At 64.7% G+C, this 22,344-nt stretch carries 20 protein-coding genes; 2 read left to right on the forward strand and 18 right to left on the reverse strand.

Annotated elements, in window-relative coordinates; translation table 11 throughout:
- The 18 genes from NITMOv2_RS10450 to NITMOv2_RS10520 all read right to left on the reverse strand — a co-directional run bounded on the left by NITMOv2_RS10450 (position 1) and on the right by NITMOv2_RS10520 (position 19,476).
- Positions 1-3,372 carry a UvrD-helicase domain-containing protein gene (locus tag NITMOv2_RS10450; protein WP_053379815.1) on the reverse strand — a complete coding sequence of 1,124 codons (3,372 nt, stop codon included), beginning with the start codon at positions 3,370-3,372 and terminating at the stop codon, positions 1-3.
- Complete coding sequence (locus NITMOv2_RS10455; protein WP_053379816.1) at positions 3,365-6,544, reverse strand: PD-(D/E)XK nuclease family protein; 3,180 nt, start codon at positions 6,542-6,544, stop codon at positions 3,365-3,367. The genes NITMOv2_RS10450 and NITMOv2_RS10455 overlap by 8 nt, the downstream gene beginning before the upstream one ends.
- Before the next feature lie 19 nt (positions 6,545-6,563).
- Positions 6,564-6,725: a hypothetical protein gene (locus tag NITMOv2_RS23875; protein ID WP_187299428.1), complete on the reverse strand. Its 162-nt coding sequence runs from the start codon at positions 6,723-6,725 to the stop codon at positions 6,564-6,566.
- A gap of 11 nt (positions 6,726-6,736) precedes the next feature.
- Positions 6,737-7,000, reverse strand: coding sequence for a glutaredoxin family protein (locus NITMOv2_RS10460; protein ID WP_053379817.1), 264 nt, complete (start codon positions 6,998-7,000; stop codon positions 6,737-6,739).
- 105 nt (positions 7,001-7,105) lie between these two features.
- A complete protein-coding gene (locus tag NITMOv2_RS23445; RefSeq protein WP_145976269.1) occupies positions 7,106-7,492 on the reverse strand; it encodes a hypothetical protein in 387 nt (128 codons plus the stop codon).
- 16 nt (positions 7,493-7,508) lie between these two features.
- Complete coding sequence (locus tag NITMOv2_RS10465; protein WP_053379818.1) at positions 7,509-8,075, reverse strand: peroxiredoxin; 567 nt, start codon at positions 8,073-8,075, stop codon at positions 7,509-7,511.
- A gap of 28 nt (positions 8,076-8,103) precedes the next feature.
- Positions 8,104-8,442: a hypothetical protein gene (locus tag NITMOv2_RS23450; RefSeq protein ID WP_145976270.1), complete on the reverse strand. Its 339-nt coding sequence runs from the start codon at positions 8,440-8,442 to the stop codon at positions 8,104-8,106.
- A gap of 77 nt (positions 8,443-8,519) precedes the next feature.
- Complete coding sequence (locus NITMOv2_RS10470) at positions 8,520-10,127, reverse strand: DEAD/DEAH box helicase (protein ID WP_053379819.1); 1,608 nt, start codon at positions 10,125-10,127, stop codon at positions 8,520-8,522.
- Positions 10,128-10,283: 156 nt separating this feature from the next.
- Positions 10,284-11,210, reverse strand: coding sequence for an aldo/keto reductase (locus tag NITMOv2_RS10475; protein ID WP_053379820.1), 927 nt, complete (start codon positions 11,208-11,210; stop codon positions 10,284-10,286).
- Between the two features lie 205 nt (positions 11,211-11,415).
- Positions 11,416-12,519, reverse strand: coding sequence for a DNA topoisomerase IV subunit A (locus NITMOv2_RS10480; protein WP_053379821.1), 1,104 nt, complete (start codon positions 12,517-12,519; stop codon positions 11,416-11,418).
- Positions 12,520-12,524: 5 nt separating this feature from the next.
- Positions 12,525-14,570, reverse strand: coding sequence for a DNA topoisomerase VI subunit B (locus NITMOv2_RS10485; protein ID WP_238590507.1), 2,046 nt, complete (start codon positions 14,568-14,570; stop codon positions 12,525-12,527).
- A gap of 925 nt (positions 14,571-15,495) precedes the next feature.
- Complete coding sequence (locus NITMOv2_RS10490) at positions 15,496-16,464, reverse strand: aldo/keto reductase (protein ID WP_053379822.1); 969 nt, start codon at positions 16,462-16,464, stop codon at positions 15,496-15,498.
- A gap of 7 nt (positions 16,465-16,471) precedes the next feature.
- Positions 16,472-16,876: a hypothetical protein gene (locus NITMOv2_RS10495; protein WP_053379823.1), complete on the reverse strand. Its 405-nt coding sequence runs from the start codon at positions 16,874-16,876 to the stop codon at positions 16,472-16,474.
- Positions 16,877-16,948: 72 nt separating this feature from the next.
- Positions 16,949-17,278, reverse strand: coding sequence for a hypothetical protein (locus NITMOv2_RS10500; protein ID WP_053379824.1), 330 nt, complete (start codon positions 17,276-17,278; stop codon positions 16,949-16,951).
- A 301-nt stretch (positions 17,279-17,579) separates the two neighbouring features.
- The gene (locus NITMOv2_RS10505; protein ID WP_053379825.1) at positions 17,580-18,095 is read right to left on the reverse strand and encodes a general stress protein; all 516 of its coding nucleotides are present in this window, start codon (positions 18,093-18,095) and stop codon (positions 17,580-17,582) included.
- Between the two features lie 49 nt (positions 18,096-18,144).
- Positions 18,145-18,759, reverse strand: coding sequence for a BON domain-containing protein (locus NITMOv2_RS10510; RefSeq protein ID WP_053379826.1), 615 nt, complete (start codon positions 18,757-18,759; stop codon positions 18,145-18,147).
- A 103-nt stretch (positions 18,760-18,862) separates the two neighbouring features.
- Positions 18,863-19,075, reverse strand: coding sequence for a hypothetical protein (locus NITMOv2_RS10515; protein WP_053379827.1), 213 nt, complete (start codon positions 19,073-19,075; stop codon positions 18,863-18,865).
- Positions 19,072-19,476: a PilZ domain-containing protein gene (locus tag NITMOv2_RS10520; protein WP_145976271.1), complete on the reverse strand. Its 405-nt coding sequence runs from the start codon at positions 19,474-19,476 to the stop codon at positions 19,072-19,074. Before NITMOv2_RS10520 ends, NITMOv2_RS10515 begins: the two co-directional genes overlap by 4 nt.
- Before the next feature lie 32 nt (positions 19,477-19,508).
- On the opposite strand from NITMOv2_RS10520, the gene lnt reads away from it, so the two are divergent.
- Both lnt and prfB read left to right on the forward strand, forming a co-directional pair.
- Positions 19,509-21,122 (forward strand): apolipoprotein N-acyltransferase, encoded by a 1,614-nt coding sequence (gene lnt, locus NITMOv2_RS10525; protein WP_053379829.1) that lies wholly within the window; start codon positions 19,509-19,511, stop codon positions 21,120-21,122.
- A 25-nt stretch (positions 21,123-21,147) separates the two neighbouring features.
- Positions 21,148-22,300 (forward strand): peptide chain release factor 2 gene (gene prfB / locus NITMOv2_RS10530; RefSeq protein ID WP_202967348.1). Its coding sequence is split into 2 segments (ribosomal slippage): positions 21,148-21,216 and positions 21,218-22,300, totalling 1,152 coding nucleotides; the frame shifts between segments, so codons are not numbered across the junction.
- The last annotated feature ends 44 nt before the right edge of the window (positions 22,301-22,344 follow it).

Below are 22,344 nucleotides of genomic sequence, written 5' to 3' on the forward strand. Positions count from 1 at the left end.
TTAGAGTTCAACGGCCATGGCGCATCGTAAAAACAGACAATGGAACCGCACCGGCTCCGATCCCAGACTGTGTGTGACGGCGGCTTTGTAGACCTCGCTTTGCGGACGGTACCGTTCCGCGTGGGCCGCCGCTTCTTCGGCCGATACCGTGTCCGTTTTATAGTCGGCAATCCAGAGCTGTCCGTCAAGCCGGTAGAGGACGTCGATCACGCCGTCCATCACTTGTGCGTTCTGCGTGCCGCCCCACGGCATGAGAAACGGGATCTCGCGGCCCAGGATGGTCGCGGCCCGAAGTCTGGCATACGACTCAGACCGCCCGAAATCCTTGAACAGCTCGCGTAGCGACTCGGTGACACCCTCCGCCAGAGCCCGCTGCTCCGGCGCGAGACCGGCCGCCACGGCGGTCGCGATGCGGGCGTCGAACCGAACTGGATCGTCGGCGAAGTCCCACTGTTCGAGAATCCGGTGCGCCAGGATGCCGGCCATGCGGGCGACCTCGGCGTCGGGCCCCGGGGCCTTGCGGAACGGTGGGGCAGGCGCCGCCTCAGGCGCCGCCTGTTTGCCCAGCAGCGTCGGCGTGAGATGCCGCGGCGTGCGGCGGGCCTCGTCCCAGGCGATGGTCCGCCGCTCCCACCACGCGGCGATCGAAGCGACATCGATCGCCGGTCCGGCGATCTCATCGGTTTCAGCGCGCCGCGGCCGTCTCCGCTCCGGCGCGGAACGCACGCGCTGGGGAATGGCGCTCTCTCCGACCCTCAGGGCGCTCGTGGCTGCCGCGCCCACCTCGCCCTCGCCCACCTCCTGCAACAGCCCCAACACGGTGTCGCCGTTGGATCGCGCCGTGAGACCTCCCGAGAGCACAAGCAGCTCTTTAGCCCGCGTCATGCCGACGTAGAGGACGCGCCGCCGTTCCGCCTCTTCGCGCAGTCTCCATTTTTCTTGAATCAGCACCGAGCCGAGCGTCCGGCGATCGCCGAGCGAGAGGCCGTACGCGCCGCTCGACCAATCGTAGGAGGCCGCAGGAAGCGAACGCTCCCGGCCGTTCCCCTGCCCCTGATGGAGGCCCGGCAGGATGACGATCGGAAACTCCAGCCCTTTGGCCTTGTGGATCGTCAGCACTTGCACGGCCTCGGGCGACTCCTCCACCAGCGGGCTTTCCGCTTCATCCGGCTGCTCGTCCAACCGGGCGATCATCAATTCCACGAATCCGCTCAGGGTCAGGTGGGGACGATCGGCCAAGGACGCGGCGGTGTGCTTGGCTTTCAGCAGATTGGCGACCGCCTGTTCTCCGTGGAGCGAGGCGGCGGCCAGATCCAGGAGGGGTACGGTCTCGAAGATTCGTTGGATCGCGTCGGACAGGGCAAGAGTCGTGATGTCGCGATGGAGCCGGTCCAGGCGGTCGTAGAGCCGGCGGACCGGCTCCGCGCAGGCCAGCGGCGATCCGCCGAGGCGTCGGTGCTTACGATAATCGAAGCAGCCGGCCTGGCGCAGGTCATACACCTCCCGATCGGTCAGCCCGCCGAGCGGCCCCCGCAGGACACCCGTGAGCGCGATCGCGTCATGCGGATTGTCCAGTACACGGAGCATATTGATCAGATCGATCACTTCCTGGCGGCGGTAGAAATGTTTTTCGCCCTCGATGACGTAGGACAGGCCGTAGCGGCGGAGCGCGTCGAGGTAGACGTCCGCCTGCGTGAGCTTGCGGAAGAGCAGCGCGACGTGGCCGGGCTTGATGGAGGGCCGCGCCAGGACCTCGTCGCGCAGCCACTGCGCGAGCGCTTCCGCTTCCGCCCTGGTCGCGCCGGCCGAGTCGAACGGCTCTTCCCGGTCCGACGGCCCGACTACCTGCAGATGGACGCCGGGATCGATGGATGCCTGGCGCCGGTTGGGCCGCACCGTCAGCCGGACGTTGGCCGGCTGGACATGGGGGCGCCGTTCAAAGAGCCGGTCGAAGACATCGTTCACCGGCTCGAGCACCGCGGCATCGCTGCGAAAGTTCGTGGTGAGCGTCTGAACCGACCCCTGTTCCGCCTCGATTTTTTCCACGACCCGGTCGAAGGCCTCGATGTCCGCGCGGCGAAAGGCGTAGATGGATTGTTTGGGGTCGCCCACGATGAACAGTTTGCCCGGCTCGAGCGCCATGTCCTTCCAATCGGCTGCACGCGTGCCGAGCCGCTCCGCCACGGCCAGGATGATCTCGTACTGCACCGGGTCCGTGTCCTGGAACTCATCCACGAGGATGGCGCGATAGTCCTGCTTGATGCGCTCGCGGACCGCCGGATGGTCCAGCAGCAGCCGGCGCGCGCGCGCCAACAGGCCGTCGAAGGACAGCCATCCGCCCTGGACGAAGGTGTCGCGCACCTGCGTAACCAGAGGCGTCAAGAGGCTCAAGGCTTGCTTGAAGAACTGTTCGTCAACATGAAGACACGCCTGCGCGGTCTTGATGAGGCGTGCCGCCTCCTTAAAATCGGCCGGCTCCCATCCGCCCACCGGATTGCCGATCTCTTTCGCCAGGAGCGCTCGCTCTTCGGCCGGCCGATCGAGCAACGCGGCGGACCCTTTCTCCGCGAGATGCCCGAACAGCCCCGCGGCCGCCGCGAGCATCTGTTCGACCTTCCGGCGTTTGGGGCCGTCATGCGCCTGCAGCAGTCGGTTTGCCTGGTCGTGCAGCTCCGACAGCCATCCACAAACGACGGCGTCGCCGGCGACCTCGCGGTGGTCCTGGAGGCGCGCGGGATCGACCAGTTCGCTGCACAGAGCCTGCGCGAAGGAGCGCACCTCCTCCAACGACACCTGCCGCAGCAGGGTCCGCCACTGGGCGTGGTGCGATCCGCGGCGGCTCAGCTCCCGATCGATCCAGAGATCCCAGGCGGCGGCGAAGTGCTCCGCGAAGCGGGATCCATCGTCTTCCTGAAAGGCCGGGTCGACGCCGCTTTCGAGCGGATGCAGCCGGAGCACATGCGCCGCAAAGCTGTGCAGCGTGCCGATCTGCGCCTTCTCGAGGTCGCGCAGCGCCGCCTCGGCGCGTCCGGCGAGGATCTCCGGTGACAGGTGATAGCGGGCGCGGAGGTCCTGGGCGGACACCGCGCCCCCGTCCGATCGCGGGTCGTCCGCCGCGGGCCGCAGCAGGCTCCACAGCCGCTCCCGCAGCCGGACTTTCATCTCCGTGGCGGCCTTGTTCGTGAAGGTCAAGGCGACGAGGCGGGTGATGGGAACCGGCTCCGGTTCTTTCATCAATAGATGGATGAGCCGGTTCACCAGCAACGTCGTTTTGCCGGTGCCGGCGCCCGCGATGACGACGATGTTGCGGTCGAACGTCGTCTCCGCCGCGTCGCGCTGCCGCCGATCCGGAATGTCGTCCTGGCTACGCATCTTTGATGGTGAGCCCCCGCAGCGCCCGCAGCTCGTGCGGCTCGGCCGCCCGATAGGCGCGCCACCAGGTCGGGGTATGGTCTCGCCGGCAGGCCACGCGGAACTCGCACCGGTCGCAGTAGCCGTCGGGCAGGATGAAGAACCGGCCGGCGCGAATGCCGTCGAGCAAGAGCCTGATCGTGTCCCGGATGCGGGCGCCCGGTGCGGACGACCACACGGCCGACTCGAAGGTGGCGCGCGCGATCGGCGTCGGCCAGCGCGGGGCGAGGAACACGAGATGGACGTCGGCGGGCTTCCGGCCTCCGGGCGGAAGGTCGAGGCACGCATACAACGGCGGCTGCAGGCGCAACCCTCTCGCCGCGGCCTGGACGAGATTCCGGTCTTCCGGCTTTCCCGATGAACCGATCTTGAATTTGTAATCGATGACGCGGAGCCGCTCGCCGTCGCGATGGCGGTCGATGCGATCGACCCGGCCGCGGATCTTGAGCGGCGCGTCGCCGTCGGCGAGCGGCGGCAAGCGGCCTTCCGCCTCCACTTCAAACGCAACGGGAAGAAACGGCTCCTCCGCATATGCCGCCTCGTCCGCCTCGACCGCCGCAGCGATCAACTCGACGATCAGCTCCTTGGCCAGCTCCCAGAGCAGGTAGTGGCCGGTCCGCCAACGGGCCTCGTGCTCTTCGGCCGCCTGCGTGACGGCGGTATAGACGCACCATTCGACCGTATCGTCGGTCACCGGGTTCGCCGGCCATCCCATGGGGATCAGCTGCTCGTAGCAGCGGCGGAGCGCCGCATGGCAGACGGTGCCGATCAGCGCCGGATCCCATTCGGGCGTGAGCGGTTGCCGCACCGGCTCCAGCCGCAGGACGTCCGCGGCGAAATACTGAAAGGGACAATGGGCGTACCGCTCCAACGGCGTGGGCGCGAGCCCGCGCTGCTCCAGGCGACTCCAATGGTCCGCCAATTCGCCGGTGATCCCGTCGCAGGCGCTCAGGACGAATCGATCGTGTTCGAGCCGTTCGAGGGCGTCCCGCCCGCGGCGGAACGAGTCGGCGTCCCGCCCGACCGCCTCCAGCAGTGGGGCCGCGTCCCGACCCGTCAGGGTGAGCCACAGAGCGAGATCGTCGGGCGGCAGAAAATTCTTAAGGACCGGTTTCTGCCTTACGCGATCGGTCAAGCGGCGGGGGACGGATTCGATCGAGACGTCGTCGTGGCCGCAGAGTCGCGCGGCTGCGGCGACCGCGGGCGAGGCGGTCAGCTGGCGCCCCTGCTCGTCCGCCCGTTGATAGGAGAGGATCAGCCGGTCCGCCGCCGCCTGCTGCATGAGCGTGAGCAGCAGCGTTTCCTCCTCGTAGCCCGCCAGCTTTTCGTCGATCTTGAATCCGAGCGTGGCGTCCAAGACCCGGCGATGCCGGTCGCGCAGAAACGGGTCTTCACGGATATAGCGGGGAAAGACCGTGTCGTTGAGGCCCAGGAGGAACAGGGCCTTGAACGGGAGGCCGCGCGCCGCCATCGCATCCAGCACGGCGACGCCGCGATGCGCGGCCGGCGCCGGCGGCACGGTGGTTCGTTCGAGGACATGCGTGAGTAAGTCGACGAACTCCTGCCACGTGATCCGATCGCCGATGGCGTCCAGCTGCGCCAGCGTGCGGAACACCCGGTCGAGTCCCTGCTGCACCAGCCCCGCAGGGCTGTCCTGCGACTCGGCGGCCTCGTCCGGGCGGAAGAGATGCCGATCCAGCGTCTGTTGGAGCGACGCGGCCAGTTGCGCGACGGTGCCGTGAGCCGGCCAGGCGGCTGTGTCCTCCAGCAGCTCGGACACCACGAGCCACAGGAGCCGGATGACTTCCGGCGGCACGGCGATCGGCCCGATGTGTTCGGGCTCGTCGTCGCCATCGATCGCCAACGCCGCCTGGCCCGCCTTTTCCAGCCGCGTCCACTCCTCCGTCCCTCTCGTGATGTGCAAGGCCGGCACGAGAAGCTTCCAGAGATCCGGCCTCACATGGGCCGGCGGCGCCTGATCGCAATGCCGGCTGCGGTAGAGCGGAGACGTCACAATGTCCAGCATCGTGGCGCGATAGTATTCGTGCAGCGGCAGCGCCGCCAGTTGCAGCAGGGTTTTGCAGAGGGGCTCCTGAATGAGGGGGAGGCCGATTCCGCTCACAAGGGGAATGCGGTGCCGTTCGAAGGCGGGCGGAAGGACGGTCCGATACGCGTCCAGCGAACGGGCGACGACGCCGATGTCCTCGAAGCGATAGCCGTTGGTTTCCACGAGGTCCAGAATCTGCCGGCAGGTCGCCGCGACTTCCTCTTCCGCCCCGACCACGCTGCGCACCGTCAGCGAGGGAGCGCGGGGCGCCGGAGCCTTGGACGCGGGCGTGCCGGCCAGGTGGACGACATGATCCGAGGAAGGCACGAGCGGCTGAATCGCGCGATCGAAAAAACGGCGCGCGAATCGGAACGAGGGGCCGTCGTCCAACGGAAAGAAGAGCGTGGTCGGGGCCGCCGTCGCGACAGCTTCCAGCAGCGAGAGCTGCACCTGCGTCAGATCGTAAAAGCCATAATAAAAGACTTGGCCGACGCCGCGGATCCAGCCGGACCGCGGTACGAACGGGGTGATCGCTGCGGCCAGATCGTCCGCGGTGCCGACCGCCAGCGCCTTCCCCGCTCCCTCCACGGCGGCCTGCAGCGAGAACAGCGCCGCGAGCCACGCGCGATCGTCCTGGCCGAAACAGTCTTCTTCCACGGCGCGGAGAGCGGCCGCCGGATCGACGCCTCCGTCCTTGAGATCCCGCACGGTGGACCAGAGCGCGGCCCAGGTTCCGGAGGAATGGCCGATCTGTTGCAGCGGGGCGACGGCGGTCAGGCGGCTCCGCACGAGGTGGCGGACCAGTTGCTCGAAAAACAGGTCGTCCACGACATCCGGCACGGCGGCGAGTTCGCCGGCTTCGGCGGCGAGACTCAGTGCGAGTTGGTGAAACGTCAGCAGGTGGAGGTTGAGGAGCGACAGCCGGTGCTCAACCGCGAGCAGATGCGCCAGCCGCTCGACGAGCGGCTGGGAAGGTACCAAGACGGCCAACGCCGCGAAGGGATCGGCGGCTTTGGCCCGGCTGATGTGGTCGACCAGTGCGGCTTCGAGGTGCGGGTGGAATCGGCCGGTGACGACGTGGAGCATTAGAAGACGTGATGCATCACTATCCGGTTTCCGGTCCCAGCAACTCTCCGTTGCAATCGACGCAGGCCCAGTCGCCGTCGATGAAGGACATGGGATCACCGCAAATCGGACAGTCCGGCGGCGGGCCCTTGTCGAGGACGGGCAGCGGCGGCAATTCGAAATCGTCGTCGTCGGGAACCATCGGTGTGCCCCTCACTCTCTGGGCTTCATTTTCAACTGCAGCGCCTTTTCCGCGCTCTCGCGGCTCGGCACGCCGACGAACGTCAGGCGCCCGTCGATGATCGTCGCGGGCACCGCCCGGACGGAATGGCGGTTGGCCAACTCCTGCCCGTCCTGCGTGGTGATGTCCACTTCGCGGTAGGAAAAGCTGTATTTCACCCGCAATTGTTTCCACAGGCTTTTCGCCGACGGACAGGCTCCGCAGGTTGGCGACACGAGTAACGTGATGTTGGGCATCTGAAATCCCGCTGGCCTGAGGGCTAAGGATGCAGTTAAGGTCACGGCCGGGCTCAATCCTTAACCTGAGCCGTAACCTAGATCTTCTTCACGGGGCGGGGAATTCTAACACCAGCCGAAAAGCCGGCGCAAGGAGAGGCGCCAGCCTTCGACTTCATCGCACCGGATGTCTCGTTTCACCGGGTAGAGCTGGCGCGCCGTGGGCCACCCGCTGGTCTGATTCATTGTGCCGCCCACGATCGGGGGAGCGAGGGCTGGGTTGCCGGCGGGATAGCCCGGCGGACCGACGATGTTGCCGGCGGAGTTAGGGTAATACGGCGGTCGGGACCGTGGGATGGTACTGCCGGCTTCACCCAAGTGCTGGTGGAGGGAGTTTTGCGGCGCTGGTTTCGTTTCGGCACAGCTTATACAGGTCATCAGCAGCATCGCGCCGGCACAGGCCGCCGACGCTCTTAGTCCGGGGAACATCGGCATGCCGGATCGGACTGACATCGCGTCCACCATTACGTCAAATCTTCCCGACTAGATCGAGCCCCGGCTTGAGCGTTCGCTCTCCCGGCTTCCACCCGGCCGGGCAAACTTCGACGCCGCCGTTCTCGCGGACGAAGGCGGCCGCTTGCAGCTTGCGCAACAGCTCTTCCATGTTCCGGCCGATCGAATTGTTGTGCACTTCGTAGGCGCAGAGCTTCCCGTCTGGATCGAAGATGAAGCTGCCGCGCAACGCGACCCCCTCTTGGGCGAGATACACGCCGAGCTTTTGCGCGAGCCGGCCGCCTGAATCGGCGACGAGCGGAAACGGCAGGCCCTTCACCGCCGGGGACGTATCGTGCCAGGCCTTGTGGACGTACACCGAATCGGTGCTCACGCCGAGCACCTCGGCGTCCAATTTCTGAAACTCGCCGTAGAGCGAACCCAGCTCTTCCAGTTCCGTGGGACAGATGAACGTGAAATCGCCGGGATAGAACACGAGCACCAGCCAGCGCCCCCGATAACTTTGCAAGGTCACCGGCTGGATGTCTTGCCGGTGATACGTTTGATATGTGCCCTCGGGAATCGTTTGACCGATCATCGGCATGGGCCCAGCCTCCTTCGTGGTTGTCTTGCTATTCCTGTTGTGGCGGTTGAGGGACGTCGGCCGGCGGCCGCGCGTCCCGCTTACGGGAGTCGGAGCCGCCTTCCTGTGCACGTTCTTCGGGATTCACCGCGATCTGCGGGTCGACGACCGGTGGCGTGACCACGGCGCCGGGCGGTCCCGTCACTTCCGGTTCCTTGACCATGCCGGGATCCCGCGGGCTCGGCGCCGGGTTCGATGGCTCTCCGGACGGAGGTGCGGAACTCTCCGGCTGCGATGGAGCGGGCGCCGATTCCATGGTCGCAGCGGAGACCCAGGCCGCCGGTGCGAGTGCCGCTGCCAGAATCAGGATCGGGATTCGCACAGGCATGCAGAAAGCCTATCCCCCGACGGGCTTTCCGAGTACTAGGTGATCCCCAAGACGCCGTCTCACGGCCGGGCCGGCACTCACCGCTTGCCGTCGTAGCCGCGGTCGCGCCAGCGCTCCAAAAGTTGAATGCGCTTCCGCAGTTGTTCGACGGTGGCTTGATCGACCCGGCTGCCCGTGCGGGCGATCAGCTCGGCGTTCAACCGCCGGTGGTCGACGCCGCTGGCGCGCGCCACCGATCCGACGAGCAAGCGGTGCAGATCCCGGAGCTCACGCTTCCGATCGTGAAGCGAGATCGGCATATCCGCCGCCACGACTTGCCCTTCGGGCGGCGCTTCATCTTCTCCAATGAGCGTATCGACGCGGGCGACGGCATGCAGGGGCGCATATTCCTTCGCCGACACGGTCACCCGCCCGAACAGATCGCGCTGACCGGCCGGCATGACCTCTTCCAGGACGTGATCTCGCTCGGCCTTGATCTGCCTGGCGTAGTGCACCAGGATCGGATCTTTCGGCAGATAGAGCCAGGCCCGCTGCGGCTTGGGCACATGCTCCTGCATCCGCACGAATCGACCGACGACCTGCCGGAAATACATTTCGGTCAGGACGTTCGTGCCGTAGACGCCGACGCGCAGCCGCGGGATGTCCACGCCTTCGCTGACCATGTTGACCGCCACGAGCCATTGTTGCCGGGTCTGTTGCGCAAAAGCCTCGATGGTCCGGGACGCCGCCGGATCGTCCGACACGGCCACGGCCGCCTGTGTGCCGGTGAGGCGGCCCACCAGATCGGCCACCCAGCGCGCATGCTCCTGATCCATACCGACGATCAGACCGCCGGCGTCCGGTTGTTCCTGTTTGCGGAGGCGGGTGAGCTGGGCATGCGCATCGGCGATCACCGGTCCCAGCCAGCTTTCCTGGAGGAGCGCCGTCTTGAGCCGCTCCCGCTGCCGATCGAAGGTGAGGCCGTCTTCGAACGTCGCGGTATGCTCGCGGCCTTCAGACAGCCAGGTCAGCTCCCCTTCATAACTGGGAAACACGATGGGGCGGCAGACGCTGTCCCTGAGGGCCTCGGTGTAGCCGTAGGCGAAATCCGCCCGGCTTTCGCCCTGCTCGTAGCGGATGAACGGGATCGGATTGTTGTCGGACCGAAAGGGCGTGCCGGAGAGGATCAAGCGAAAGACGGCCGGTTCGAACGCGCGGCGGAGCGCGGTGCCCCAATGCTTCCCGTCGCCCGCATGGTGCAGCTCGTCCAGGATCAGCAGCGTGCTCTTTCCTGCGCAGCCCCGTTGAAACAAGGCCGGCGCCAGGCATACCTGTTGGTACGTCACGACTGCGCCGTGGTAGTCGCGAGCCTCGACGCCCTGCTCGTTGGTGAGCGCGGGATCGAGGTGCACGCCGGCTTTTCCCGCCGCTTCGGACCATTGCCGTCGAAGGTGATTGGTCGGACAAACGACCAGCACCCGCGCGGCCGCCCCGCCGGTCAGGTAGTCGTGCGCCACGCGGAGCGCGAAGCGCGTTTTGCCCGCCGCCGGCGTCGCCATGGCGAGGAAGTCACGCGACGGATGGGCGAGGACGGCCGACAAGGCGCGCCGTTGCCACTCCCGCAGCGGCGCGCTCCACGGCGGCAGGCCCGCGGCGGCCGCACGCGGCCGTTCCCGGCGGGAGAGCCCATACCCGTCAGTTGCCAACGAAGGTCCTCGTCACAGATCGTTGTCTTCAGATATCGCGCCAGGCAGGTGATCCGGCCCGTGGTCCATGCGGTTCAATCATGACCGAGCGGGTCATTGTAGCGATTCGGGAAAAAGGCGCAAGGGCCAAAATCTCCGCGGGGCGGAGCGGGCGGATCAGACGATAGGACCCAGGTGATCCGACCATTCCTCAGCGAGAGAGCTCCCCACGTCGCGGAGGCGCCGGGCTTCGGCGAACGACAAGGGGACGAAGGAACGCGCCCGCCGGAGATTGTCGGCCAGCTCACGTGGCGTCGCCATCCCGATGACGGCGCAGGCGACTCCCGGCTGGCTCAAGGCGTAGCGGAAGGCGATGTCGAGATACGCCGCAGGCATGCGGCAGTGGCTCAATGACGCGGGCGCGGGATGTTGCGCGCCGCCGTAGACCTTCATGGCGATCAGCCCGATATCGGCCCGCGCGGCGGCCGGCCAGACCTGCTCTTCGAAATTGTAGGTGTGGCGGTCGGCGAAGTTCACGGCGTTCAGCAGGACGTCGATCTCCAAGTGGCGCATCGCCTCGACAAATCGAGCCGGCCTGCTGTGGCCGGAGAGTCCGACGAGGCGCGTCAGGCCGAGGGATTTGGCTTTCATCAGACCCGCATAGGTGCCCGATTTTCCGAAGACGACGCGCGGATCCATCTTGTCGTCCCCGACGCTGTGTACGAAGACGAGATCGGCGTAGTCGGTGCGGAGCTCCCGCAGACTGCGTTCCAACAGCCGCAGCGCCCGCTCGCCGTCCGGCTCGAAACACTTCGTCACCAAAAAAATCTGCGACCGCACGTGCGGCAGGAAATGCCCCAACTGCTCCTGCGCCTTGCCGTATCCCGCAAACTCCGGAGCCGTGTCGAAATAGGTGATGCCCTGCTGAAACGCCGTTTCGTAGAGACGTACGGCCTCCTGGAGCGCGAGCCGCTGGCCGGACGCGCCGGTTCCGAATCCCAGAATCGGCAGATCGATCCCGGTCTTGCCCAGGCGCCGGCCCGGGAGACCAGGCGCCCTGTCGTGGACGAAGCGACGCAGGCTGTGCCGCAGGATGCGGGACATGGGACCACCATAGAGAGGGCCTAGACACCTGAGATACTGGGAAAGGTCCTAGAACGCGCCGGCTCTTTTCGGCTGCTCGACGGCGAACATGGAAAACCGAGCTTTTTCCCCGACGGCTCCGTCTTGTGGCCGTCCGACCACCGCGGCGTCTTCGCAGAGCTCGATGTCGTGTCCAATCGAAGCCCGGGCGCACGAGTGGCCGGTCTCAATCCAGCCAGTCCCGCTCGTTGAGCTTTCTCGGCAGGTATTTCTTCGTCAAATACTGGAAGTCTTTGTTGGCCAGGGCGTCCAGCTCGTACTTGAGCCCGCTCGTGAGCATGCGCTTGATCTCCGCCTGCCAGGCCGGCTTTTGGAACCACTGGTAGTTCATCAGCTCTTTGGCGCGCGCAATGTCTTTCTCGTTCAATTTGATGCCGACGTTGCGCGGCAATTCGTAGCGCTCCGGGTCGGCGCTCGACAGACCCATGAACTTCGCCTTGGGGATCGCCATACGCTGGCTCTCGAAGGCCAGATTGATCGAGCCCTGTTTGACGACGGAATAGATGTAGTAGCCCCAGGGATCGTTGTCGACGAGCACATACACGGGCAGGCGGTATTCTTCGTGCAGGCGCCGCGCCAGGCGCCGGACGCCGCGTGGCGGCTGGCCGTTGCCGGTCAACAGCACGCAGTTGTAGCGCCGCCAGAATTTGTCTTCCGACAGGCGGTTCCATTGGGTGCCCTTCTCGACCAGCAGTACGAAGTCGGCCGTGCAGCGGCGGATCTCCAGATATTCCGGCTCGACGATCGACGGCACGGAGTAGCCGCCTTTTCCGAGCCGCGAGCAGTCCACCCGATCGCCGTCGTCGCCGAAGACGACCGGCCCGACGATGCTGCCGCTGTTCTCCGCGCGCACGTGCAGCTCTTCCCGCAGCGCCGCGAGCGACACTTCCAGGTCCTCGATCACCGGATCGGATTCGTCCTGTGTATCGAACGTGTTCTCGTGGGAATTCTTGATCGTATGTTTGGTGCGGTAATAGATTTCTCGAAGCGACGTGGTGAGCCCGGCCCGCTGCAGTTCCGACAGCGCGTCGGCCACCAGCACGGTTTGCATGAATTTCTTCGCCATGCCGACGTTGAAGAACGACCGGGCCTGCTTCTTGTGGCCCATTTCGATCAGGCCCTTCCGCTCGTTGAACGACACGTTCGACAGCGCGCGGATCGGGATGGAAAACGTCGGGTCCTTCGCCCGCTCGGCGGCCGCGATGACGACGTCGGCCAAGCCGACCAGTTTCTTCTCGACCGCCGTGGGCTTGTGGGTTTTCGTAGCCATGGGATTTATTTCTTTCCTCGGGGTCTGTGCGGTTTGTCTGGTTTATGTGGTTTGTTTCGTTTGTTTGGTTGGCCGAACAGCGCCATCTGGGCGGCCTTTTTCTGCAGCTGCTTGGCGCCCCTCTTTTCGGCCTTCCTCATCGGCTCTTCCTGGACCGGCTCGTCTTCCGGGGCAACGGCCGTGTTCGTCTCGGGTTCCACCTGTGACGCGACCGCCGCGTCCCCTTCGATGCCTTCCGCCGTCACGATGATCGAGTGCGGCAGGCCTTCGGGGCCGCCGCCCGCCCTGCCCAACGCTTCGTCGGTCTTCATTCCGCCGGTGCGCGAGGTGGCGATCTTTTGGAGCTGCTGTTTCAACTTCTCTTTCGGCAGCTTGCCGCCTTTGAGACGGCTGCAGGCTTCCACGACTTCTTCGATGTACAGCTCGAAAATATTGCGCCGCCGGTATTCGCCCGCCGCCCGTTCGCGCCGCCGCAAAAACAGCCCTAGGCGCCGGCCGCATTCGCGGAGCGCCAAGGTGATTTCTTTTTGGATCTCGTCGTAATCCGCGATCGCCTCTTTGGATTCGCTGGTGAACGGCACCCAGACCGACGCCATGTGGACGAAGATCACCATCGGGCCGGCCGGCAAGGCGCCCCGCGACTGGGCCACGCCGTAATTCTTCCACGTCGTGCTGAGGACGGCTTTGAACGTCGCGCAAGCCGACTGCTGGTAGAGCAGCGGCACCCGGTTTGCGTAGCGGATCACCCGCGCCAGCTCGGTGTGTTCGTCCTCGCCTTCTCCTTCGGCCTTCGGCACGGCCGGCTGTTGGGACTTGGCCTGATCTTCCGGCCGATTTCCGTAGGCCAATCCGGCTTCGATGACGAAGGGATTGCCGCGATAGACGGCCGGCGGCCGGCTCACGGCCGTGTAGAACTCCCCTTTGATCTGCTTGTACAGGCCGGACAAAATCGCCTTCTCGCCGATCGGCGACAGACAGTTCGTCGGCGGCGCCATGATCTTGGTCTGCTGGATCGTTTGGTACAAGGTTTCGGCGGCGGAGCCCTTGATGTCGCGCGGCTTCATCGCAGGAGAGACCTTCGCCGCCCTGCAGATCTCCTCGGCCAATTGGGACGACACGCGGCAAAAGTCCGACGCGAGGAAGCCCGCCGCCGTCTGGCTCTTCGTGTCCTGCAGCATCTTGAGGAACATGCCGAACTCGATCCCGTACGGATGCGGCTTGATCTCGCGCGGGGCGGGCGGCAGCTCGTGATACGTCCGCGGATACTCTTTCGTCTCCCCTTCCGGGGTGTGATAGATCAGTTTGACGTGGGGATTGGCGATGGAGGTCTGCTCCAGCCAGTCGTCCACCGACGCCCGGCCCTTCTGATACTTCCCTTCGACCTCCAGCGTCACCTGCGTGCCCTGAGGCTGGTCCCACTCGATCTGCTTGTTCTCATGGACGAGCGGCTCGTTCTTTTTCGTGTCGATCTGTACTTCGAAGAAATGCGCCGCGGCGCGCGGCCCCGTGCGCGAGATGATCTTCACCGGCTTGCCGGTCGTGAGCTGGCCGTACATGCCGGCGGCCGAGATGCCGATGCCCTGCTGGCCGCGGCTCATCCGGAGGCGGTGAAACTTCGAGCCGTAGAGCAGCTTGGCGAAAATGCGCGGAATATGCTGGCGCACGATGCCCGGTCCGTTGTCGGTCACGGTGATGCGGAAGCGCGTCGCCTGGCTGGCCGGCGGCGGCGGGCCGTTCGTGGGCACGACTTCGAGGCGCACCGTCACGTCGGGAAGAATGCCCGCTTCTTCACTGGCGTCCAGCGCGTTGTCCACCGCTTCCTTCACACAGGTGAGCAGCGCTTTGCGCGGATTGTCGAAGCCGAGCAGATGGCGGTTCTTCGTGAAGAACTCGGAGACGGAAATTTCGCGCTGCCGCGCGCCCATCTCCACGGCCGTCACCAGCTGCGCCGGCTTGGCGGGCTTCTTCGATGCGGCGTCTGTGGCTGGTGCGGCGGATGTCGGGGCAGCGGCGGACTTGGATGGCGGTGCGGCGGACGTCTTCTTACTCATTCAACCTCTCAGTATGGTCCAGTGGACGGAACGGTCCTCGATAATGCGGCGGCATTCTACAGCGGTTGCAGGCCGGAAAAAACCCTTTTTCACGGAGAGCCGGATGAAGGGGATTCGGCGGAATGGATAGGCTGTAGAGAGACCGCAACCGTCGGCCTATTTCATCAGCCTGATTTAAGTGGGAGGAGCACGCACCTACCGAGGATCAGCAGGTACGGCGGAAATCTCGGGAGGACTTTAGGCTTCCCAGTCCAAGCTGGGCTTGCACACCATCCTGCGCACTCGATTCCCTATTGAACCATATTCCCTCGGGGCGTTAACTCCCCCCACAGCGACACCTTATGCCCGCTGATGGCCTCAGTCAAGAGAACGACACGCGGATTTTTAGAATTTAATTTTCCGCGCATTGAATGTTGAAGTTCGAACGTTCGAGGTTCGAAGTTGTATCCCAGAGAGATCCGTGCCTTCAACTGCGAACGCCGAACTTCGAACTTCTTACGTCTCCGGCATGGAATCGCTCAGTCCCCATCTTCTGTGGATAAGTCTGTGCACAAGATCCTGGGCGCGTGCGGGAGACGCCGATGTGCGCGGCGCAAAGAACAAAGTGCCTATTTTTTAGGCATTGGTAGAGTCACGAGCGGCCCCCCATATGTTGCGGTGTCCATCAGGGACGATGCCTTTTTTGTACATTAGCGGGGGCCCGTGCCTTGACATGTGTGAAACGCCGCTGCTGACGCGTGACTCCGCGGCCCGACTGCGTGAACTATCCACAGCCGCAAGGAGTTTTGGAGGATGCGCGCCGAAAAACCAGGCCTGGACAGGAGTTCGTCGGGGACACCGGCGCAGTGAAAACCTGTCAACGGCCGAAGGAGGAAATGAGCGGAAAGAAAATGGCTCCGGCCGCTTCACCACCCGGACCTATCCGCTACCACGCGTAGGCTTCCGGTGCCGGACCGCCCGGGCCGGGAAAGATCTTGTCGAGCTGCGCCAGGGTGTCGCGGCCCAGCGTAAGACCCAGCGCGTGGATCGCGCCGTTCAATTGCGCCATGGTGCGGGGCCCGATGATCGGCGAGGTCACCGTCTCTTGATGCAGCAACCAAGACAGGGCGACATCGGCCGGCTGCTCGCCGAGGTCCTTGCACAGCCGTTCGTACGCCTCCAACTGCGGACGCAGTTTGGCGAGATCGGCTTTTACGTCTTCGCTCGCACGCCGGCCGGATGTCGCCGGCTCCAGCGCGCCCGCCAACAGCCCGCGCGCCAGCGGACTCCAGGGAATCACGCCGATCCCGTAGGCCTCGCAGGCCGGCAGGACCTCCAACTCGACCATACGTTCGGTCAGGTTGTACAGGCTTTGCTCGGACACCAGACCGAGGAAATGCCGGCTCTGGGCCGTTTCCTGCGCCTGCGCCAGGTGCCAGCCGGCAAAATTGCTGCTGCCCACGTAGAGGATCTTGCCCTCGCGGACCAGTTGCTCCATCGCCTGCCAGATTTCATCCCATGGCGAGTCTCGGTCGACGTGGTGCATCTGATAGAGATCGATGCAGTCGGTCTGCAGGCGCCGCAGGCTCGCTTCGCAGGCGCGCTTGATGTGCAGGGCCGACAGGCGCGACTGGTTCGGCCAGTCCCCCATGCGGCCGAACACTTTCGTCGCGAGCACCACTTTCTCCCGCCGCCCGCCTTGGGCGAACCAGCGGCCGATGATCTGCTCGGTCCACCCTTCCCCCAGCTTCCAGCCGTAGACGTTCGCCGTGTCGAAAAAATTGATGCCCAGTTCCAATGCCCGATCCATGATGGTGAAGCTGTCCGCTTCGCTCGTCTGCGGCCCGAAGTTCATCGTGCCGAGACAGAGCCGGCTGACCTTCACACCCGAGCGGCCAAGATGGACGTACTGCACGGCCGGCTTAATACCCGCGGCCCGTGCTGCCCCCTCGCCCCATCCGATCGAGCGGAAGGGCCTCATACCGCTGTTTGAGATCCGGATGCTCGTTGAGATAGCGCTTGACGGCTGCCTCATCGGCGAAGACCTCGGGGCTGCGCTTGCGATAGTCCTCGACCGTAAGATCGTACTTGGACAAGACTGTGGAGAGCTTCGCGTTGATATCTTTGCCCATTTCCCGCATCTGCTCTGGCGAGGGTCGCTGGCCTTCGCCGAAGCGCTCGCCGCCTTTGAAGTAATTCGTCATCATCTCGCCAATGTCAATGCGCGCCTTGACGAACTTCTCGACATCGGCCGGATCGGCGGCAGAGGCGCCGGCGGCGAGCAACAAGGCGGCGAGCAACACTGCGAATCGACATGCGTGCTTCATGGCGTTCCTTTCCTCTTGGCGCGAATACAACCTGTCCGCATCATAGCATTCGTCGTCGAACCGTGTCAGGCGTCATCGCCGGCCGGCGAGATTGATCCACCGGTATGTCCGGCGGGCGCGTTTGCGCAACACGGCCAGCAGCACCGTAGACCAGATCGCGGTGACGACGATCACGCGATCGCCGATCGGAATGGGGGTGAGGCTGCCGATGGAGACGAATCCGCGCAGCATGGCGAGCACACTCACGATGACGGCGAGCGCCGTCACGGGCACGACGTCCTCTTCCGCCGACCAGAGGGCGATCCAGACCACGGGGATGACGTAGAGCCCGTACCACGGAAGAGTTCGGGCCGGCATGAGAAAGTCCAGCAGCGTGACGCCGAGCGCGCAAGCGAATGTCACGACACCGATCCATATGCTCGTCTTGGGCTCCTTCACGTGCCGTGTCTCTGCTAAGGGTAAGTTCCAGCTTATCCGGTGGGAGGACACAGTACAACACTCCGGTATCTCTGACAGGTCAGGAACCATTGTGCGCAGCGCCCTTCGGGTCGTTCCGACAAATGGTTCCTGACCTCTGTGCGACCGGGGAACGTCGTCAACGGGGGGATGAATCATGAAACCGGTGGGCGACCGCAAACCGGCGTACCATCACGCATGGAGAGGAGATGGTGAGCGGCGCGCCGTCCGCGCCGAATGAAAGACCTCAGGCGGCCGCTTCCCGCGCCACGGCGAGGTCGGTCGCCCCCGCCGCCTCCAGGATGTCCTTGGCACGTTCGATGTCCGTCTCGTCCTTGCAATGGACGGACACCAGGATGCCGCCCTGTTCCAAATGACCCTCGTACCGCTTGGCCTCGTATTCCGGAATCCCCAAGCCGATCAAACCGCCAGCCAGCCCGCCGACGCTGGCGCCGATGCCGATGCCGCTCAACGTGGCCAGCAGCGGACCCGCCGCGACCAGAATGCCGAGCCCCGGCACGGCCAGGGTACCGATGCCCGCCAACAGCCCCACGAGGCCGCCGAGCACGCCGCCGGCGCTCGCGCCCGTCGCGGTCCCTTCCAGCGCCTTCGTCTGTTTGTCGATCGAGAGCCCCTCGCCGCCCTGGTTTTGCGGAGCCAGAATCGACACGTCGCTGCTGTGAAAGCCGGCGGCGTGCAACCGTTCGATGATGGCGGCCGCCTCCGCCTGGGTCCGCGCGATGCCGAACAGGGCCTTGGCCATGGGACGTTCTCCTTCCGTTCCTTGCCGGTCCATTTGCCGCTCTTCGCCGCTACTCGGCGGGGACCAATCGGTCTTCGATCGGTTTGGTCGTCAGCCGCGCGGCGATGTTGCGGATGCGCTCGGCTTCCGAGCGGTTGGCCACGCGGCCCCGCAGCACGACTTGGTCGCCATCCGTGACGATCATCACGTTCTTGGCGCGGAACGACAATTGATCGTCGCCCACGAGCGCCTGCCTGATGCGGGCGGTGGTGTTCACATCGTCCGTCGATTCCGATTGATGCAAGGCCGTGACGCGGTCCGGCGGCGGCTCGGCGGCCGTAGGCTTCTCCGCAGCCGGCTCGTCCCGGCTCGAGCGATCTTCAGCCGGCGGCTTCTCCTCCTGAGGCGCAGCCTGTTCTTGTGCGGATGGAACGGCCTGCGCCTTCGCTTGGCCGGTTTCACGCCGATCCGGGTCGATTCGTTTCTTCGGCGAGGGCGATCGTTCCGGTTCTCGATCGGGCGGCGGCTGAGGAGGGAGCGGTGCTGTCTGCGCGGGTTGTGGAGGCTCCTGCTGTCTCTCCATCGTATGCCGATCTGCGGACGCCGTCTCCTGGGCTTGCCGGCCGGCACAGCTCTCCACCGATAGGAGGAGACCGAAGAAAAAGAGCGTGACGATGACTCTCATGCGCCCCATGGTGCCTTGCGGCACGATGTCCGTCTACTATCGGATTCCCTGGGACGGCAATCTGCTGGAACTGAAGGAGAGGAAAACGGAAGGCAAGATCCTGTCAGCCGCGCCGCTGGGACAACCGGCAGAGCGCTCCGGCCATGGTAAAGCCTCCGACGAAGGCAAGGCCCAGGATCACGGCGGCCAGGCCGCGGATATGTTTCTCTTGCGAGCGGACATGGCGCTCGGCCTGTGCGCCGAGGGCCGCTTCTCCGCCGATCCAGCCCTGAGACTCGTCGTGAATCGGCATGTGTGGGGTGGTTCCGGTCGTCATGATTCTCCTGCTTCGTCAAGGGCGATACATTCGTCGATCAGCTGCTCCAATTCGTCCAACTGCTGCTGGCGGATCTCCAAGAATCGGACGCCGAACGTCTGGTCGTGAATCCACTGCACCTGCGCCTGTTCGATCAAGATGGGCTCCTGCAGATCGGGCACGATCAGCTTGACGATGATGTACTTGCCCGGCTGCACGACGAGATCGCTCTCGATCCGCGCCCCGCCCAACGACAGATCGACCGTCTCCCCTTCCACCTCATGCGCATTGGCGCGCAGCAGACTTTTCACTTGCGCCGGAACCCGCCGATGCTGCCGTCGCTCCATCGGGTCTAGAATACCTCGTTCGGCCGTGAAAAGCACGCGCGCCGGCCGCATCTCCGCCAGGCTCGTCGCTTGCAAGCCATCTGCCTTTTCGTTATGGTTACTGCGCGATGGATCGAGCTCGTGCGCGCCAGATACTGTTCGCCTGCGCGAGCGGCCTGCTTCTGCCCTTCTGCTTTCCCAAGTTCGATTTCGGCGCGCTGGCCTGGGTGGCGCTGGTTCCGCTCCATCTGACTCTGGACCACATCCCGAAACGCCGGGCCTTTTGGCTCGGCTGGCTGACCGGCACGATCGGCTTTACCGGCATCATGGCCTGGGTGGTCACCGCCATGACGACCTATGGGAAAGTCCCGCTGCCGATCAGCTACGCGATCCTGCTGCTGCTCACGGCTTATTTGGGCGTGTACGTCGGGCTCTACAGTCTGAGCGTGGTCTGGCTCCGTGACTTGATCCCCCGCTACGGCATCTTGCTGGCGCCCTGCTTTTGGGTCAGCCTGGAGCTGCTGCGGACCTATTTCCTGTCGGGCCTCCCCTGGTGCCTCCTCGGATATTCACAGTATCGCCGGATCGAGATCATCCAAATCGCGGACCATTTCGGCGTGTACGGCGTATCGTTTCTCATCGTGCTGGTGAACCTGGCGCTGGCGGAGCTGATTTCATGGATGATGCCGTTTTTCCGCGGCTTCCGCCCGGCCCGGCTGCCCTGGGAATTGGCGACGACGGCGGTTCTCTTGGTGACGCTCTCCTGGCACTACGGCTCCTGGGTGACGTCCGAAGCGCCGTTTTCGGACATCCCCCGCTCGACGATCACGGTGGGCGTGGTCCAGCCCAATATCGATCAGGCGGTGAAGTGGGATCTGGCCTTTCGCGACGAAACGATGGCGCGCTTCGATCGCCTGACCGATCAACTGGGAAGCGGGATGGATCTCGTCGTCTGGCCGGAGGCGGCCACGCCCTTCGTGCTCGAACGGGAGAGGGACTATCAGCTCCAGCTCGCGGCCTGGGCGGCTCGGGCCCAGGCGCCGATTCTGCTCGGCAGCCCGGCACTGCGCTTTTATTCGGACCGCCGGCCCTATCTGCTGAACAGCGCCTATCTCCTGACGCCGGAGGGGCAGGTGCTGGGACGCTATGACAAGCATCATCTCGTGCCCTTCGGCGAATACATTCCGCTCAAGTCTTCCGTGCTCTTTTTTTTGGACAAGCTTGTCGAGGGCATCGGCGATTTCGAGGCGGGCCCCGGCTCGACGGTGCTCTCGTTCGCGCCAAAGTCGGCCGACGGCCCTGCCCGCCCGGTCAAATTCGGCGTGGCGATCTGTTACGAGGTGATCTTTCCGGATTTGGTGCGCCGGTTCGCGACCAACGGCGCGGAATTTCTCGTCACGATCACGAACGACGGCTGGTTCGGCAACTCGTCGGCACCGGCGCAGCATTTCGCCATGGTGGTCCTGCGTTCGGTCGAAAACCACCTGGCCTTCGCCCGATCGGCGAACACCGGCATTTCCGGCTTCATCGATCCCTTCGGTCGCATTCTGGACTCCTCCGCGCTCTTTACCGAAGCGGCGCTCCAGGCCCGTCTCACCGCCTGGCAGCCGCACACCTTTTATACCCGCCACGGGGATGTGTTTGCCTATGGCTGTGTGTTAATCTGCGCGCTGTTGTGCCTGTTTGGATTGTTCCGCACCAAGGAACCGGCCCACGGGACAACCGCCATTACCCCCGCGTAAGCGAGACGAGAGGAAGGATTGCCGTATGCTCGATGAAGTCCAGGCCCGCGTGCGAACCGTCGGAGAACAAGTCGCCGAGTTACGGGGGCATCTTTGACTTCGCCCGCATGACCTCCGATCTGCACGAACTCGAAGCCCAGATGAGCCAGCCCCATTTTTGGAACGACGCCCGCGCCGCGGCCGTCGTCAGCCGCAAGAAGGCGACGCTGGAGCGCGACCTCCGGCAATGGCGCGAGATCGAAGGCAAGCTGGGCGATCTGGAGGCACTGCTGGAGCTGGCGCAGGAAAGCGGCGACCCTGCCCTCGAGCAGGAGCTGGCGGCCGAGTTGAACCAATTGGAGCCGCGCCTCGCGAGCCTGCGCGTGGAGCTGCTGCTCTCGGGCGACTTGGACCCGAACAACGCGATCCTGGCCATCCATCCGGGCGCCGGCGGCACGGAGTCGCAAGATTGGGCGCAGATGCTGCTCCGCATGTACGTCCGGTGGGCGGAGAGCAAGACATTCAAGGTGGACACGCTCGACTTCCTCGCGGGGGACGAAGCGGGCGTGAAGAGCGCGACGATTTCGATTACGGGCCCCTACGCCTATGGGTATCTCAAGGCCGAGGCGGGCGTCCATCGTTTGGTCCGCATTTCCCCCTTCGATTCCAACAAGCGGCGCCACACCTCCTTTGCGTCGGTCTTCGTGTATCCGGAGCTCAGCGAGGAGGTCGACGTCGTGATCGAGGACAAAGACCTGAAGATCGACACGTTCCGCTCGGGCGGGGCCGGCGGCCAAAACGTGAACAAGGTGGAAACCGCGATCCGCATCACCCACCTGCCGACCGGCATCGTCGTCCAGTGCCAGAACGAGCGGTCGCAGCTCCAGAACCGCAACGGGGCGATGAAGATTCTCAAGGCCCGGCTGTTCGAGTTGGAGCAGAAAAAGAAAGAGGCCGAGTTCAACGCGATCGTCGGCGAAAAGAAAGACATCGCCTGGGGCAGTCAGATCCGCTCCTACGTGTTCCAGCCCTATCAACTGGTGAAGGACCACCGCACCGGCTACGAGACGAGTCAGGTCTCCGCCGTGATGGACGGCGATCTCGACGGATTCATCGAAGCCTATTTGAAGAAGAAGGCGGCCAAAGGCACCGATCAGCTTTCAGTGGTCAGCGATGACGAAAGCGGTCTATCTGGTTGATGGTCTGTCTGGTCTTTCTCGCGCGAGATGGACCATAAGACCAG

Origin of the sequence: Nitrospira moscoviensis (assembly GCF_001273775.1) — a bacterium.
GTDB lineage: Bacteria > Nitrospirota > Nitrospiria > Nitrospirales > Nitrospiraceae > Nitrospira_D > Nitrospira_D moscoviensis.

Bases quoted from the DNA above. Each gene is read 5' to 3' on its own strand.
- NITMOv2_RS10450 (WP_053379815.1), bottom strand. From the start codon at position 3,372: ATGCGTAGCCAGGACGACATTCCGGATCGGCGGCAGCGCGACGCGGCG.
- NITMOv2_RS10455 (WP_053379816.1), bottom strand. From the start codon at position 6,544: ATGCTCCACGTCGTCACCGGCCGATTCCACCCGCACCTCGAAGCCGCA.
- NITMOv2_RS23875 (WP_187299428.1), bottom strand. From the start codon at position 6,725: ATGGTTCCCGACGACGACGATTTCGAATTGCCGCCGCTGCCCGTCCTC.
- NITMOv2_RS10460 (WP_053379817.1), bottom strand. From the start codon at position 7,000: ATGCCCAACATCACGTTACTCGTGTCGCCAACCTGCGGAGCCTGTCCG.
- NITMOv2_RS23445 (WP_145976269.1), bottom strand. From the start codon at position 7,492: ATGTCAGTCCGATCCGGCATGCCGATGTTCCCCGGACTAAGAGCGTCG.
- NITMOv2_RS10465 (WP_053379818.1), bottom strand. From the start codon at position 8,075: ATGCCGATGATCGGTCAAACGATTCCCGAGGGCACATATCAAACGTAT.
- NITMOv2_RS23450 (WP_145976270.1), bottom strand. From the start codon at position 8,442: ATGCCTGTGCGAATCCCGATCCTGATTCTGGCAGCGGCACTCGCACCG.
- NITMOv2_RS10475 (WP_053379820.1), bottom strand. From the start codon at position 11,210: ATGTCCCGCATCCTGCGGCACAGCCTGCGTCGCTTCGTCCACGACAGG.
- NITMOv2_RS10480 (WP_053379821.1), bottom strand. From the start codon at position 12,519: ATGGCTACGAAAACCCACAAGCCCACGGCGGTCGAGAAGAAACTGGTC.
- NITMOv2_RS10485 (WP_238590507.1), bottom strand. From the start codon at position 14,570: ATGAGTAAGAAGACGTCCGCCGCACCGCCATCCAAGTCCGCCGCTGCC.
- NITMOv2_RS10495 (WP_053379823.1), bottom strand. From the start codon at position 16,876: ATGAAGCACGCATGTCGATTCGCAGTGTTGCTCGCCGCCTTGTTGCTC.
- NITMOv2_RS10505 (WP_053379825.1), bottom strand. From the start codon at position 18,095: ATGGCCAAGGCCCTGTTCGGCATCGCGCGGACCCAGGCGGAGGCGGCC.
- NITMOv2_RS10510 (WP_053379826.1), bottom strand. From the start codon at position 18,759: ATGAGAGTCATCGTCACGCTCTTTTTCTTCGGTCTCCTCCTATCGGTG.
- NITMOv2_RS10515 (WP_053379827.1), bottom strand. From the start codon at position 19,075: ATGACGACCGGAACCACCCCACACATGCCGATTCACGACGAGTCTCAG.
- lnt (WP_053379829.1), top strand. From the start codon at position 19,509: ATGGATCGAGCTCGTGCGCGCCAGATACTGTTCGCCTGCGCGAGCGGC.